The sequence below is a fragment of the uncultured Gimesia sp. genome, assembly GCF_963972345.1.
Lineage (GTDB): Bacteria > Planctomycetota > Planctomycetia > Planctomycetales > Planctomycetaceae > Gimesia.
The window spans coordinates 1-15,991 of sequence record NZ_CAXAVM010000166.1 but is presented as its reverse complement, the minus strand read 5'-3'; the positions used below and the strand labels follow the sequence as shown (position 1 = coordinate 15,991).

Below are 15,991 nucleotides of genomic sequence, written 5' to 3'. Positions count from 1 at the left end.
ACACTATCTGCAGTCGCGGCGCTACCACATTCCTGCCACCCGACCGCTGTTTATCCCGATGCCTTTGACCCCCTTTGGAACCATGGGCGCAGTGATTCTGCAACGGGGCGGGATGGCAGACCGCAAACAGATGTTCGACATTGCCGTCACCGGCCCCCTCGCGGGACTGGTCTTTGCGCTCCCGATCGCATACTGGGGGGTGCTGAATTCAACGGTCGCCGTCACATTGAAGCAGCCGGGTTCCATCAGCTACGGTGAGCCCCTGATTCTGCAGTGGATGATCAGCATGGTCCATGGTCCACTGGCGGCAAATCAGGAAGTGATTTTAAACCCGCTGCTGTTTGCAGGCTGGGTCGGTATCTTCATTACCGCGTTGAACCTGCTGCCCATTGGCCAGCTGGACGGCGGCCACATCCTGTATACATTGCTGGGTAAAAAAGCCAATCTGGTATCCCGCCTGCTGATGGCCGCCGCAGTGGGATACATGTTTTACACAGGGGAATTCGGCTACTCGCTGCTGATTCTGTTACTTGTGTTTTTCGGCATCAATCATCCCCCCACAGCCAACGACAGGGTCCCCCTGGGAACTCCACGGCTCATCATCGGCTGGCTGACACTGGCATTTTTCATCATCGGTTTTACGATCACGCCGGTTATCATTTATTGATGCGTCGAGCCAATCCGTCTGCACTCAGGGCGTCTGCACTCAATGCAGAGAACACTGCTACTTGAGCTTGCTCAGGATCTGTTCGGCGCGAAACACGATTTCCAGATCTTTATTACTGGTCGCTTTCTGCAGCTGTGCCTGGGCGGCTTTCCCGTACTCTTCCAGCGCCTTCTGCGCTGCTTCGCGTTTCGTCCAGCTCTGGTGACCCAGTTGAGTAATCAACGCATCAATGCGTTTCAGTAACGCCGGGTCGGCATCCAGCAGAATGACGATTCCCGTACGACGGATGACATCGGGAAACGGAGTGATTTCCAGCGGCAATATTTTATCGAGATAACTTTCATCCAGGCAGTACACAATAGTCGCCTGATCGTTCCGCAAGGCATGTTCGGCGAGGATTCGCAACACATGTTCAACTTCCGGTGTTCCCAGTCCCAGTTCGACCAGCTGTTTCCTCCAGACATCCAGCGCCTCGGCCTGGGTCAGCGCAGCAGATTTAAGATAAGGCACCGTGACAGCTGGCGTTTTTTGCTTCGCTGCTGCTGTCTCTTTTTTCTCAGCTGGTTTTGTTGCCGCTTCAGCCGGTTTCGGTAAAGCACCTACAGCCTGTAACTGTTTCCCCAGAATTTGCAGCGCTTTGGCTTTGGCTTCTTTTTCTTTCTTTTTCAGCGCCTCTTCCGATAAAGGATCAACGGGTTTTGCTTTCGCTGGTTGATCTGATTTTTCTTCAGGCTGCTTTTCCTCTTTTTTGATCCCGGGCACCTGTTCGAGGGCGGCGACTCTCCAGTGATCCTGCTGCTCCGCAGGTTGCATGATTGTCAGTGCTTTGAGAGGATAGGCGTCCGCATTCTGAACCTGAAACCCGTTCTCAGCGGGAGTCATGGTAATGCGCGGATTATGGTCCAGTTCCACATCATATAGAATGAAACGATCACACTTATCGATGCCTTTGACATACAGTCGATCTGCCTGCTGCAGCGGGCTCAGCCAGGAAGATTCTGACAACCGCATGCTGAGCGGACTCTCTGCGAGCAGATTCTGTGAACGCCAGTAAATTCGTTTTGACTGAATCCGGGCAGTGGGCCAATGCGCCATAAAACGCCCGGACGGAAATTCCAGCAGCACATCAAGATCTTTTACCGGCGGCCCTTCAAACGTAATCAATCCCAGGGGCGCTGGCTTATCACTCTCACCCGCATCAGCGCTCAACCGACGCGACTGCATAAAACCGGGAGTCGTGGATCGAAACAGGGCCGCATCATTCAGTTTCTTGCCATGCGCTGAGACCAGGAACACGCTCACATCGCGCACGATCAGTTTCTCTTGTGAGGCAGCCTGCGGCTCATCCGCCCCGCCAACTCCACACGCACACAGAAGTCCGATCACTGTCGTGACTGCCCCGACCAGAGACGCTTTCTGCTGCCACCTGTCTGAGGAATTGAACGTGTTCTGGTTTTGCTTATTTGATTTTAAATGCTGTTTCATGATCAATCGCTGTAATGGTCTCGTTTTCCGTTATTTCTGATTCGTCGCCAGTTCTTTGGGTGACTTCCGGATCAGCCTGGGATTCCCCCAGACAAAACGGTCCCCCACATCCTGATTTTTTCCAAAATCGACGACCAGAGTTAATGTCTCACAGCCTGTCACATCCAGGTCAAGAGATTCTGTTTTCGTGGCAGAAGTGAACTCCGGATTTTCAAACAGGATTTTCTGATCTGCCATCACCTTGACCGCCACATTTCCCAGTGCGCCGGTTTCAGCCTGTAAACCCGGGCTGGTTTGAAACTTTTCAAAATTCTTACCCAGTTGGTAAACCAGCACCGTGCGGGCATGCACACAGATTCCTTTGGAGAACGACTGTGTCCCGATTTTCAATGGCTGGCCGATCAGTGACTTATTTATCTGATAGGGATACTGCTGATTGAAAAAGGGAACCTGGGTCACGCTGTCCGGCTGAATCTCCACCAGTGAGACCGAACGTGCATTAACCGTTTTCACCGACTCCAGGTAATCTTTATTGATGGAAAACCGATCACCCCAGGGCATTGTAATGCTGGCGGTCGCCCCCTCGTTCCATTCGACCACGCCGGGAATCTGCGTATTGCCGATCAAGGTCATCAGACTCTGCAGCGCCAGCTTACTCTCGGGTTTCACGCGGTTCTTCTGCAAAACCAGCCCCACGACCCGGTCCAGGTTGACTTCGCGTTGCTGCCCCTGGTACTGAAACAGCAGACTCTGCTCGTTCATCCCCACGACTTCCCCTGAGACGCGATGCACATTCCCGTCCTGAGTAGTGACATACGCCGAGTCTTCTGTCTTCGATTCGCCTTTGCGGTCCACGGTCTTTGTCTGCTTCGTGTCTTCCTGAATTTTCCAGAGTTCATGTACGGCTCCCGGTTTTAAAGTCAGGTCGATCTCTTTCTCTGCAGCAGGAATCTGAAAATGAATCCCCGTGTCGTTCCATTCTTTCAATGTTCCTGTCAGCGATCCTGACTGAGAAAAAGTCACCTTCCAGCCGAAACTCTTGTTACTTTTGGCCTGTTTATAGAGTTCGCTGGGATACGCACCGATGTAGAGTTTCGCCTTGCTGTTTTTATCAGTTTCGACCGCAAACTCGTATTCCCCGTCCTGGGGAATCTGGATCAGTCCCTCAAAGACAAATCCGAAATTGATAGCACTTCTGCGGCTCAACAGAGCCAGTCGCGGACTGGCACCATATCTTTTAACGGGAACCGCTTTCAGGTCATCCACTGATTTGACATCCACGGGATGGCTCCATTCCATCAATCGATACGCGATGTACTTTTCCGGCTTCTCAATCTTGACTGGCAGACGAAAGCCCGCTTCATCGACCTGGTATTCCCGGGAAGGAATCTCACGGACTTCTGCATTCACACGAAACAGCTGATCTTTGGGAACTTCCGCCTTTTTCATTCCGGGGCCGGAAACCTGTATCTCAAGCTTTGCCAGGCCCACCGAGTGATAATAGGGCAGAGTAAAGCGATGCAGCCCCTTGCGAAGCTTGACCTTGGCAGTCCGGGGCCCCGCCGCATAACTCGGCTTCTCTCCATCAATCAGCAGTTGGCTTACATTCTGCGGCAGAGCGGGTTCCAGAAATTTGTAAGATGTCACATCAAACAGACTGATTTCCTGCAGATCCTTGCCGACTTCGATCTTCAATGTCTGGGAATCGACAGAGCGAATCGTGCCCGTGACCTTTTTGCCATCATACAGCACTACTTCGTCGGCCTGCACTGTAGAGGAAATAACGCTTCCCACCAGCCAGACCAACCCCGTGATTGCAGCGCCCCTCCATCTCCAATTTTTCATCTGTAATTTCATCTGCAGCAAACTTTCCAGATCGCGTCACATTGAACCATCGCGTCTCTCAATTGATGATACCCGGTCTTTAGAGCCTGAGAGACGCTAGAGTAAAACCGGCGACAGTCTAATCTTGTTTTTCGGGAGTCGTTTCTGATTTATCGACGGCCTGATTTCGTGCAAGACGCCGAAAGTAATCTGCCAGGATGTCTTCATAACCGGGAGGAAATCCTTCCGTACGGGACTGCAGGATCTTCTCACGCTGTTTAGGGGTCAGATCAGCCCAGTTACGACCTTTTTTATCAGGAGCTTTCAGTTCCCCCTGTCCGCCGGGACCTTTCCCTAAGGTCGAAGAGTTGGCGGGACGTGAAGGATTGGCTCCTGCTCCGCCACCCCCTTTCTTACATGACTTTTCCAGCATCTCCACCAGCGTATCCAGTCGACTGATAATCCGGGGCTGCGTGGTTTTCGCGGGCTGAGTTGTCTGACCTTCATCAAAATCGGTAATCACCGATTTCACGTCGGTCTGAATATTCTTGAAAGGATCCTTCAGCCAGCCCTCGTCCTTCAGCTTCGACAGGTTGTCTTGGGGTTCCGGCGGAATGATCAGCGGTGCTTGACCCTGTTTTGTTTCAGGCTTGGCCGCTTCGATCGCATCTGCTTCCGCGAATGCACCCGGAAGATTTCCCGTAACAACCAGCGTGATACAGGTTGCCAGTGAAAGACAATATCGGAAGGGGACTTGATTTCTTGTGATACGTTTCATTATTCGTCTCCTGCCAGACAATGGGGACAGGTCATACTGTGTAATCGTCCGGTGATTAAATCAATTTCTTTCTGGCGGACCGAAAGCAGTTCAATCCGTTCCTGCCGGGATGTTTCCGTGATCTTTTTCTGCTCAATCTGCTTGTCCAGCTGATCGGTTCGTGTATGAACCGACTGCTGCATCCAGCGTAACATTTTGACTTCTGCCAGCAGTTTATTCCGGTTTCCTTTACAGCCTTTACACTGGCCGCCTCCATTTTTACTGGAGGGGCGGGAAGCATCCATCATGGCATCCAGCAGCGCCTGCAGATCAGTTTCAATGCGTTTCTGATCTGCAATCATCTCTTTGTCGGCCTGTGCCCGCAACAGACCTTCGTCGACCAGTTCCATCTGCTCGCGAACCGCGCCCAGGGCCACCGGCAATACCAGGCTGAACTGCGTCAGTTCACAAAGTTCAATCGACTCCGAGCAGACGCTGATGATTTTTTCTTCCGATGTGGACAGCCGTCGTACTGCTGCCAGAGCCTGTTTCTGCTTCTGTGCCACACGATCCTGCAGTTTGGTCGTCACTTCGCGAATCTGTTTCTGTTGCGTGATCATATCCTGCAACTGATCCATCACCCGCTGTCGTACCAGCGATTCGACCTCTTTCCGCAGCTGGTCTTCCAGCTTTTTCGTATCCTGTTGTGCTGAGCTCAACTGCTCTATCGCTTTTTTCTGTTCCTCGGAAGCCGGCTTGGGTTGAGAAGCTCCCAGCTTCTTACAGGCTCCGCCCATACATTTCCCCGCGCCGGAGAGTGACTTGCAGATGCTCTCTGACGCCGGCCCGTATTCACGCAGCATCTGCTCCAGATTCTCTGCAGATTTCTGATTGCGCTGCTCACTGGTTTCCAGCGCTTTGAAGTCTTTTTTATTGCCACTTTTTTTCTGCTGATCCAAGGTATTCGAGAGCTGCAGTTCTTCTTTTTTCAGCAGCTTATTGAGGGTCTCACGCGAGTCAATCAGCTTGCGCAGCTGTTCCAGCTTCAGTTCCAGCCCGATGTCGGCGGTTAGCAGCAGTTTTTTGAGCTCTTCCAGCAAAACCAGGATCTCTTTCTGTTCCTGGCTGGCTTTGTCCAGCTTGAGGTCATCCAGCATTTTGGAAGCTTCACCCATGCGGTCCAGGATCAACTGTTCGCGTGCTTTCCGCAGTCCCAGCAGCAGCCGCGCCGCATCGTCGGGCTGCGAATCCCGAATCAGCTTGGAGAGGCGAAACATCCGCTCTTCCAGTTCCTGCATGTGCGCTTTCGCTTTGTCCTGCTCAAACTGGATCTGTGTCTGCGGCGCGATTTTCTTACCGTCATCTGCCGCTACTTTCTCTGCAGCAGAAACCGAGCCCATCATCTGGGTGATGACGAACATCATCACCAGACCCGTCGCCATTGTTATTTTTCCGTTCAGCATTTCCCTCACCTCCATAACAGGGGGCCTTGAAATATGTTTCTGACTTCAATTATCGAAGATCGAATTAACCTGTTTTTTCTTCAGTTCTTCTGTCTTCTCTTTCACCAGCTGTTCCAGTTTAATGACTGCATTCAACTGGTTGACGACGTCTATAAAACTGTCCCACTGTGCCATATTATTCAAAATCTGATCCATTGTTTTCAAAATCTCATCTTGCCGCGTATGGATCTGTTCCAGCGGGTCAGGGGTGTCCCCTCGTAACGTTTCCAGTGACTGTTGCTGCAGCTCCATTTCGCGATCATGCAGATTTTCCAGAGGCTTGAGCACTGTCTGTGTAATCAACTGATAGGTCTCTTCTCCTCCCAGCTGGTTCAGCTTCATTTCTTCAACCGACCCGTTCAAGGCATGGCTGATCTGTCCCACTTCCCGTCTGACCAGTTGATGCTGTCGCATCCAGTCGGCTGCCTGATCCAGGCTCTGTGCCAGTTTCAGTTGATCTCTCAATTGTTCTGCCTGATCCCGGGCCTTCCTCAACCGCGACCGCAACTGCTGCTGTCTTAACAGAATTTCCCGAAACAGTTCTTCCGGTTTGACAACGCGAAAGACCAGTTGCCGGGAACTGGTTTTCTGCACGCCGGTATAACAGTTATCTTCCGCATGGCTTTGAAACGTGACCACCGCACCGGGACTCAATTTCAGCTCGGAAATCGACACCCGCTGTTCCTCTTCAACCACATTCTCCACCGCAGGATCGGCAGGGCCGTAGAGGGGATACTCTTTTTTTGTCACCGCCTGTTGTTTCTTATCTGCTTGCGGATTTCCAAATACCTGATCCAGCGCCGCTTCCGTCACATTCTGTTTTATTTTCGTTTCTGTTTCCGCCAGTGGCAAATTCGAATCCATGCCCACCCACCTGATCCCAAAATCGTCACGGGCGATGATCGAGAAGGGGATGGTGGCGTCTGCCGTAATCCGTTGTCGAACACCCGAATATCGAAAACTCAGTCGAGGGCCACGATCCGGTTGCACGCCAATCGAGACAGGCCGGGGATGCGAATGAATCTCATGCTCGGCTGAGTGTAATGTCAACCGAAAATTAACAGGCTTCTCGTGCGTCCATTCTGCCTGAAAGTGCTTACCATCTGTACCCTTCCATTGTAACAAAACGTCCTCAGAATCAACGTCAATCTCGCGGACTTTGACATTTGTCGTCAATTCCAGCAGCACCTTCGATTGAGGCAGTAATCTGACATTCCCTTCGCTGGCGGAGAAATGTGACACAAACGGTTCTGAGAGCCGGGGATGCGTCGCCTTGATTTTCAAATCGGTAATGCGGGGTCGATCGATGGGCACAATCTCAAAGGGCGCCGTTTCTCCATCGCCGCCCCAGGCATAAGCTTGAACGGGGAGCTGCAGTGGGGGCACTTCGTATCGAAAATCCCCTGCCTGAAAGCGGTTCATCGTAATGGTTTCGCTGGAACCATCTTCTCCCGCCAGATGCAGCCATACGCTTTCCGTCGGTTCTTCCTGATCCTCCACAAGAATCTGTAATGCCGCAGACTCGCCACGGGGCAGGATCCACTGACCTGCCTGCAACCCCACAACTGTCAGTCTCGTATTCCGGGGCCAGGGTTCATTTGATCCTGCGAACCACCGCTGACTCCATAACCTGCCTGCTTCGGGCAGGCCCAGTCCGAAACCCACCGGAATCAGAATCAGGGCCAGCAATATCAACAGACAATTCCTGGTATGACGAGAATCAATCACCTCCTGAAACGGATATTGACTGAGCTGCTGATAGTTCGATCGCACCGCCTGTTCAATCATCGGCTGAGACTGCTCTGTCTGTGTGAGGTGATTCGGCAGTTGAAGCACACTGGCAACACGCGGCGCCAGCGCCTGCTGAGGAAGCACCTTTTTCGAGCGATCTATCAGGTTCGCAATATCAATGGATGAGAGTGAACCCCGCAGAGGCAGATAGACGTAGCGATAGAACAGATAACCCACCACAGCCAGGCAGACCAGCAGATACAGCGCGCGGGCCACCAGGCTCAGCTCCAGCCACCAGTCGAACAATAGAGACAGCGATGCCAGCCCCAGAAGCGCAGTGAATATCCGAACCGTCGCTTCCAGCAATGTATGCCGGCGCAAAGCGACCCCGACGCGTTCCAGTTTCCCGGAAATCGTCTGCTGCAGCGCCTCGAATTCATCAGATCGTGGCGTGGAGGACATCGATTACAAACTCCTTCTATGCTGAAAACCAGCTGCTAAATCAGCCGACACCATTTTCTCAAGATCCATTCTGTCACCAGCAGGCCAAATATCAGGATATAAAACAGGGGGGCATCCCAGATCTCCTGGCGTTCTTCCAGCAGACGGGACACCTGTCTGATTTTAAATGCATTCGCAATACCGTCAGACTCCGAAAGATCAAACACACGGCCTCCCGTAGAAACCGCCATCGTCTGCAGAAACGCTTCATCCAGAGTCGGGTTTTCCAGCTCCTTGTTCGGAAACTCCACCTTGATGGGCAGTGTCGCCGCTTTCACTGTCGCGCCGGCTGCTTCGTCTCCCAGCCAGACCCGTACGAAATAAGTTCCCGGCTGCGTGACCGGAAACGTGGTAGAAAACTCACCCGCCTTGTTTCCCGCAGTCAGAGTGAGCGGGATCGGTTGATCATCGCCGCGTTCGACATCGCCGTAGAGACGCTGCAAGCCTGGCTCCATCTGCGACTCATCCAGAAAACGGGCGATGATTTTCGCCTGACTACCCGGCTGATAAGTGGCTTGAGGAGTCGAAAGGCGAAACGGGTAATTCCCACCCAGCTGTTTACTGCGCCCCGCGCGATCAATCACGCGCGCCCAGAACCCATCGAAGAACTGCTCATCCAGGTAACGCCAGCGATAAGTACTGTCGAAACCAATAAAGATTGACCAGCCGGGCCCCACGCGCTGCGAGGCAATCAGCACTTCCTGACCATACTCATTTCGCATGCGGGGATCAGCGTGTACCGCCAGTACCGTCGCCCCCGGTTTGGCTTTGGTCACCGGGAAATGCCAGAACATCCCGGGCAGATTCTCCAGAATCTGTTCGTTGGCCTGGCGATCCGTTGAAAAGGTGAAGATTGGATCCTGGAATCCGGGATCAGTCACATCCAGCTTCCAGGGAGTCCGCGCACTCAGACGGATCTGCACCTGGGATCGGAACAGACCGGGTTCCCGGATGACGGGCAGCAGATTCAACCAGCTGAGAGCGGGATCAGACTGACGATCAAACATGCGCGCGGTCTGCATTTCACCGGCAATATAGACCAGTCCGCCCCCCGCTTTCGTCACAAAACTTGTCAGCAGTTCCGGAAAGTTGATCGGCCATTGCGTGGGATCGGGATCATACAGGACCACGCAGTCATAATCATTCATTTCTTCCTGCGTGACAGGCAGACGACGAATGGGCAGGTCTCCCGGATGTTCGTATGTTTTATCAGCGGCCATCAGCCACGAAGAGAGATTGATCTGGCGATCCCGCAGAAACGTATTCCGCAGAAACTGAACTTCGGGAAACGTCGAACCGGCAATGAACAGCACATTTAATCGCTGACGAATCACGCGGACTTCGGCGGACGCCAGGTTGTCATCCTGCGAAATTTCCGGTCCCGCATCAACGATTTTGGCCCGGAACTCGAGTTTGCCGGTTTTGGTCTCGCTGAACTCGAAAGTCTTAGGCTGCAGGGCTCCTTCCAGATTGAGCACCATCTCTTCGCGGATAAATTCCTGCCAGGGTCCGCCATTTCTGCGTTGTTCGATGACCAGTGTCGCAGGTTCGGCCTGCATGCCCCGCGATTCGATATGCACGGTGATCTGGTTCGGGTCCTGCACGAAGACCACCGGGCTGGCTTCCAGTTGAGTGATCGCGACATTTCGCGGCCCATCGGTGGTTCCCACACCGACGGTCACCAGGGGCACCCCTTCATCCGAAAGCATCTGCAGAACTTCCTCCGGCGCCTCGCCTGCCGTTGACTGACCATCGCTGATCAGCAACACCCCCGATAAAGGCATTCCTGAATACGACAGCAATGCCTGCCTGAGCGAACTGGCAATCGCGGTTCCTGTTCCGCCGGTCTGCCATTCTTTGGAAAGCGACAGCGCTTCGGGGTCAAATTTGCCAGAGAAGCTGTGAAGATGCACGGTACGTGTGCCGTCCGCAGACAGTTTTTCGAGGAATGATTCATTCACCAGTTTCTGAGCAAGCTGCATGCGATTCAGCTGTCGCATTGCTTCTGTATCCGCGGACATGCCCAGATTACGTGAAACCTTAATTGCTTTGTCTTCATCCTTCCAGGCGTCTTTTAACGACATCGAAAGGGAGTGATCCAGAAGCACCAGCAGGTGTGAGGGGATTTTTTCTTCTTTGCTGAGCACCAGAATCGGCTCCAGCAGCATGGCGATCACCAGCAGCACAATCGAGATTCGAATCGTATACAACAGGCAGCGCCGCATGAGAGGCACCTGTTGGGCATCCCGTTTGTAAAGCCACCAGCCCCCGCCGATCAAAACGACAATGCCCAGTATCAGCAACAGCCGCCAGTCTCCTCCCGGCAGACCGACCCACTGCGCAGACCAGTGGCCTCCTTCGGTCCAGGTCGAAGCTTTAATGCCAAACAGGAATTCCAGAAATCGGTTCAACGTCAATTCTTTCTGTTTACCGCCGACGGCCAATAAAAGTTGCCAGCACACTTTCCGAAATCAGACAGCCCAGTAACAGGACTGCCAGATAACGCCACAACTCGGTCCCTTCGGTTGCGAGATCCATTTCTTTCCCCTGGTACCGAATCAGCTTTAAAGGCATTTTGCCCAGAAACTGCTGCAACGCCGGTTCGTCCAGTATCTTCTGAAACGAGTCATCCACGTCTGCATTGATTGCAAATTTCTGTGCCTGTTTTCCAAGTTGTGTATCCTGCCACTCGGCTTCCACGATGCCGGCAAAGCGGACAGGCGGAGAACTGAGTGTGGTTTTGCCTTCGGCACCGCCGGCAAATACAAGTTCGAGTGGCTTCTGTTCCCGATCCAGCCAGATCAGTTCGCCCGACTGGGGTGCCGTGATCGTGTCCAGTTCAAAATGGATCGGCTCGCCTGCCGTCAGATTTTCACCCCGTTGAATTTCAGCGGCGATCTGTTGCGACGCGACACGCATCGCCAGTACAAAACTGGCTTCAGCAGGCCAGTCGCTCCATTTTTTATCCGCGGTAATGGTCCATAACAGTACGCGACCTGCACCAAATCGTTTTTCCAGAACCGCCGGGGACTGCTGCGCATCGTTCCAGCGTGCCAGCACCCGTGTCTGCTGTGAATCGGCGCCTTCCTCCAGGGTCACATCGACGAATCGCCGCGGACGAATACGGCTCAGTAATTCCGGTGACAGCCCTTTCAACAATTCGATGGGCGAATCCGCAATCGGTTCGATCACCAGCCCCTGCGAAGAAAGATCGCGTACCTGCTGCAAACGTGCCGGCAACAGACCATTCCCCCCTTTGTACAAACCCTCGTTATAGAGCTGCAAATCACACTGATCGCCGACAAAAATCATCAGGCCGGTTCCCAGCGAGACCAACTCTTCCAGTTCCTCGATCCGCTCTCTGGATAATTGATCGACGTTCGCCAGTACAATCAGATCGGGAGCTGTCAACAGCTGTGTTTTCCAGGTCGAACTTTCCGCCTGGGTCACCTGCCAGTTGGAATTGCCCGCAGAGAGTGCCAGCGCCAGGAAGTCGGTCTCACTATCAAACGGATTGAGGCCCGGCTCTCCATCCACGAGTACCACATCCACCATCTGGCGTACGTTGATAATTTTGCGCTGAACATTGTCATCCAGTAATTTGTCAGCCGGGATGCTGAGAGAAACGGTATGCTGTCCTGCCTGGTCAAAACGCACACTGACCGGCACACTGACTGTTTTTTCCGCCGGGATCTCAGGCAAAGTCACCGGCGTCACATTGCCATCCACGGTCAATAGTGCCTGTCCTGATTTCAAAGGTTCTTCGCCGGCATTTTCGATCACCGCGGTCAGCTTCACTTCCTGGTCCACGAGCGCAATCCGACTGTCCAGCTCCAGTGAGCGCAACACACGATTTCCAGCCGGTTCAGCACCGATATCGATAAAGCGAACTGTCACCTGTTCTTCGGACCAGCGATCAAACAGGTCACGTACTTCGTCCGTCCAGCCGGCCTGCCAGAGATCGGTGATGAGGATGACTTCTTTGACAGGGAAAGTTGCTTCCTCCAGCTGGCGATCAATGTCTTCCAGGGTCGCCATCCAGTGACTGCCCGTTTGTGAGTGGGTCAGTTCATTGACGCGACTGACCAGTTTTTTCCGTTCACTCTCGTCCAGGTGTGACATCCGCACGAGCGGCGCTGACGGATTCGATGCCAGAACCACTGAAACGGAATCCTGAGGTCCCAGCTGGTTCAGCACCTGTCGCGTGGCATCCCGGGCGCGTTCAAAGGCACTCTGATCGGTCTTCTGATAAGCCATGCTCAGTGAGTCATCAATGACGATCACGCGACTGGCGCGACCTTCGACAGACAGGAAACCCGCGAGATTGGTTCCCGAACTGATCGGGCGGGCCACCGCCAGAAACAATGCCAGTACCGCCAGCGTGCGGATAGCCAGCAGCAGCCACTGTTCCAGTTTCAAGCGACGTTTATTGGTTTTGAGCGTCAGCTTGAGGTATTCCATCGGCGCCCAGTCCACACGGATAAACCGCCGCCGGTTGAGCAGATGGATGATGATGGGGGCGGCTGCCAGAACCGTTCCCGTCAGTAATAAGGGTGCCAGAAACTGCATAGTGCTTTGTCAAGCTGGAAATTGAGGGTTGGGGGTGTTGTTTACGTGCTCCGTTGTCGCACTCTCGTGATATTTATTAACCCAATATTTAATAATGACATTCCAATAGTATCTTTCGAATTCCGCTTTCTGTCAGGATTGTTGTTCTACATCGGGGGCAGGGGAGTTTGAAACCGTTTCCACCTGTGACTCATCGCGTGCAGATCCCCCCAGTGCGGACATCCTGCCACGATGTGTTTTGGCACCCGCAAACTGACGATTGTGCAGATAACTGCTTAAAACCACTCCCAGATTTTCATCGGTCAACACCTGCAGATAATCGATGCCACAATATTGACAGCGCTGACGTGTTTCCTGAATGAACTGTTCCATCGCTGCCTGGTAGGCTTTATGAAACGCCCAGGGTTCCGCGAAGATTTCTTCTTCACCTTCAATGTCCTTAAAGATCACCGAATCCTTAAATGGCATTTCGACTTCGTCCCGATGCAGAACATGCATCACTATGATTTCATGTCCGGCGTGCTGTAGTTTCCCCAGCGATTCATAAAATCGATCCAGGGGCGTCAACAGATCCGACAGAACGACCACGACACCACGTCGATGAATCTGGTCTGCCACCTGGGAGACCGCAGGACCGATATCCGTTTCACCGGCCAGTTCCACCTGCTGCAGGACTTCGATGAATTTCGAGAGATGGGAAGGCGTACTCCCGGTCCGCAGATCCTGTTGCACACGATCATTCAGAATCGCCAGACCCACGGCGTCCCGCTGTTTCAATAACACTGCTGACAGGGAGACAGCAATCGTAGCCGCACAATCGTATTTCGAATAATCGGGTCCGCCGTAGGTCATGGAAGAGGATGAATCGACAATAAACACGGCGCGGAGATTCGATTCTTCTTCAAACCGCTTGATATAGAAACGGTCTGAACGCGCGTAGGCTTTCCAGTCAAGATTCTTCAGATCATCGCCGGGAGTGTAACTGCGATAGTCGGCAAACTCGGGCGACAATCCATGCAGCGGACTGCGATGCAGGCCGGCTATCGAACCTTCAACGGGTTGTTTTGTTTTAAACCCGATCCCCGCGATACGACTGATGATTTCAGGATTTAAGTATTCTTGCATACTGTCCATCCTTTCCGGCGGCAGTCTGTTGTAACGGCGTTTCTTCAATCAGTTTTTCGATGACGGTATCGGGAGTCTGTCCTTCGGACTCGGCATTGTATGACAGCACGATGCGATGTCTTAAAACTGCCTTCGCGACGGCCTGCAGATCTTCCACGGTCACTTCAGGACGGCCATACAGTGCGGCACGCGCTTTGGCTGCCAAGATCAGCGACTGTCCCCCGCGTGGTCCCGCGCCCCACAGGACCCAGCGATTGATGAAGTCCGGCGCATCATCACCGTCCCGACGTGTGGCACGAATCAGGTCCATCGTGTAATCGACCAGAAAATCACTGATCGGTACGCGTCGGACCAGATGCTGCAGTTCCAGAACCTCTTCGCCTGTCAACGTCGATTCCGGTTCCACCTGGTCATCGCCGGTTACGGCTTTATAAATCTGGCGTTCTTCATCACGCGTTGGATACTTGACGATGATCTTCATCAAAAAGCGGTCCAGTTGCGCTTCGGGCAGGGGGTAGGTCCCTTCCTGTTCAATCGGGTTCTGCGTCGCCAGAACGAAAAACGGACGGGGGAGCTGGTAATGTTTGGTCCCCGCAGAAATGTTTTTTTCCTGCATCCCCTGCAGTAATGCCGCCTGTGTTTTGGGAGGCGTACGGTTGATTTCGTCGGCCAGCAGCAGATTCGTGAAGATGGGTCCTTCGATGAATTTGAACTCGCGGGTGCCGCTCTGGCGATCTTCATAGATCACGTCAGTCCCGGTAATATCGGCAGGCATCAGGTCGGGAGTGAACTGGATACGGCCGAAATCAAGTGACAGGCTCTTCGCGAGTGTCGAAACCAGCAGCGTTTTTGCCAGTCCGGGAACGCCTTCCAGAATACAATGCCCGCCTGCCAGAATACTGACCAGCAACTGTTCTACCACATCGTCCTGGCCAATCACGACAGTACGAATCTGCGCGCGGATTCGTTCCTGGGCCGCTTTCAGTTTTTCCAGTGCCACCATGTCTGGTGCTGTTTTTATTTCTGACAAGATTCACTCCCTGTTCTACCAGTCTGAGAGGACCGGTTATCTTCGCTTGACTGTGTCCAGTTTTACTGTAGCGTCTTCAAGGCCATTTGAGACGAGTATATTAGATTGAACGACGTTATGGTTAAATGTGATACGATCCAGAAAATCATCGTTGGTATATCGGCAGATATTTGTAAGGCAATTGCAGAACTATCAATGCCACACTGGTTCCGAAAATGGGTCCGACGCCATCTCCATTCCAGCTGCCATCGGATGTCTGTGATTTGATCAGGCTGTCCCGCTGTCCGGGAAAGTAAGAATTCCAGTATTCATCGCCTGCCTGATAAAACGCCTGGGCGGCGTACAGGTTCAAATAAAAATAATGGCCTGATTGGAATCCGTTTTTCCGATTCTTGAACTGACCATAGACATATTCCATGCATTCTTCCGCCAGCGGCGATTCGTATTCTCCTGCAGAATACAGGCAGGTAATCGCAGCTGCAGAAATAGGCAGACGCGTATCGTTGCCGGAACTGTAGGAGTAACGGATTCCCCCTTCGGGTGTCTGGCAGAGTTCCAGGTAGCGGACTGCATTTTCGATGGTTCCCTTGGGCACGGTAAAGCCGGCATTATGCGCTGCCCGCAGGCCCTGCATCTGGGTAACTGTGACACTTCCTTCATCGCCACCGCCGGGCGTGTAGATCCAGCCTCCCCGATTACTCTGACCGGAGGCGGTCAGTTGAATTCCGTCTTTCACCACTTTGGCGATCCGGTCACGGACTTTCGCATCGGTCTCCATTCCATAGACGCTGGAGAGAAAC

The 15,991-nt window shown here is 53.0% G+C and carries 10 protein-coding genes and 1 pseudogene; 1 reads left to right on the top strand and 10 read right to left on the bottom strand.

What is annotated here, in order from left to right; genetic code table 11:
- The coding region (locus tag AACZ40_RS21980) for a site-2 protease family protein (protein ID WP_339675858.1) at positions 1 to 667 on the top strand (667 nt) is incomplete at its 5' end.
- 57 nt (positions 668 to 724) lie between these two features.
- Here the strand turns inward: AACZ40_RS21980 and AACZ40_RS21975 are convergent.
- From AACZ40_RS21975 to AACZ40_RS21930, 10 genes and pseudogenes are all read right to left on the bottom strand, one after another.
- Complete coding sequence (locus tag AACZ40_RS21975) at positions 725 to 2,152, bottom strand: hypothetical protein (protein WP_291172469.1); 1,428 nt, start codon at positions 2,150 to 2,152, stop codon at positions 725 to 727.
- A 30-nt stretch (positions 2,153 to 2,182) separates the two neighbouring features.
- Positions 2,183 to 3,997, bottom strand: a complete 1,815-nt coding sequence (locus tag AACZ40_RS21970; RefSeq protein ID WP_291172472.1) for an NPCBM/NEW2 domain-containing protein — start codon at positions 3,995 to 3,997, stop codon at positions 2,183 to 2,185.
- Positions 3,998 to 4,115: 118 nt separating this feature from the next.
- A complete protein-coding gene (locus AACZ40_RS21965; protein ID WP_291172474.1) occupies positions 4,116 to 4,754 on the bottom strand; it encodes a hypothetical protein in 639 nt (212 codons plus the stop codon).
- Entirely contained in the window at positions 4,754 to 6,196 is a 1,443-nt protein-coding gene (locus AACZ40_RS21960; RefSeq protein WP_291172477.1) for a hypothetical protein, read from the bottom strand. Before AACZ40_RS21960 ends, AACZ40_RS21965 begins: the two co-directional genes overlap by 1 nt.
- Before the next feature lie 45 nt (positions 6,197 to 6,241).
- On the bottom strand, positions 6,242 to 8,428 hold the full coding sequence (locus AACZ40_RS21955) for a hypothetical protein (RefSeq protein WP_291172480.1): 2,187 nt from the start codon (positions 8,426 to 8,428) through the stop codon (positions 6,242 to 6,244).
- A 35-nt stretch (positions 8,429 to 8,463) separates the two neighbouring features.
- Positions 8,464 to 10,929 carry a vWA domain-containing protein gene (locus tag AACZ40_RS21950; protein WP_291172483.1) on the bottom strand — a complete coding sequence of 822 codons (2,466 nt, stop codon included), beginning with the start codon at positions 10,927 to 10,929 and terminating at the stop codon, positions 8,464 to 8,466.
- Entirely contained in the window at positions 10,895 to 13,036 is a 2,142-nt protein-coding gene (locus AACZ40_RS21945; protein ID WP_291172486.1) for a BatA domain-containing protein, read from the bottom strand. The genes AACZ40_RS21950 and AACZ40_RS21945 overlap by 35 nt, the downstream gene beginning before the upstream one ends.
- Positions 13,037 to 13,168: 132 nt before the next feature.
- Positions 13,169 to 14,161 (bottom strand): DUF58 domain-containing protein, encoded by a 993-nt coding sequence (locus tag AACZ40_RS21940; RefSeq protein WP_291172489.1) that lies wholly within the window; start codon positions 14,159 to 14,161, stop codon positions 13,169 to 13,171.
- Positions 14,139 to 15,191, bottom strand: a complete 1,053-nt coding sequence (locus tag AACZ40_RS21935; protein ID WP_339675854.1) for a MoxR family ATPase — start codon at positions 15,189 to 15,191, stop codon at positions 14,139 to 14,141. The genes AACZ40_RS21940 and AACZ40_RS21935 overlap by 23 nt, the downstream gene beginning before the upstream one ends.
- Positions 15,192 to 15,336: 145 nt before the next feature.
- A pseudogene (locus AACZ40_RS21930) lies at positions 15,337 to 15,991 on the bottom strand (hypothetical protein); the annotation flags it as partial.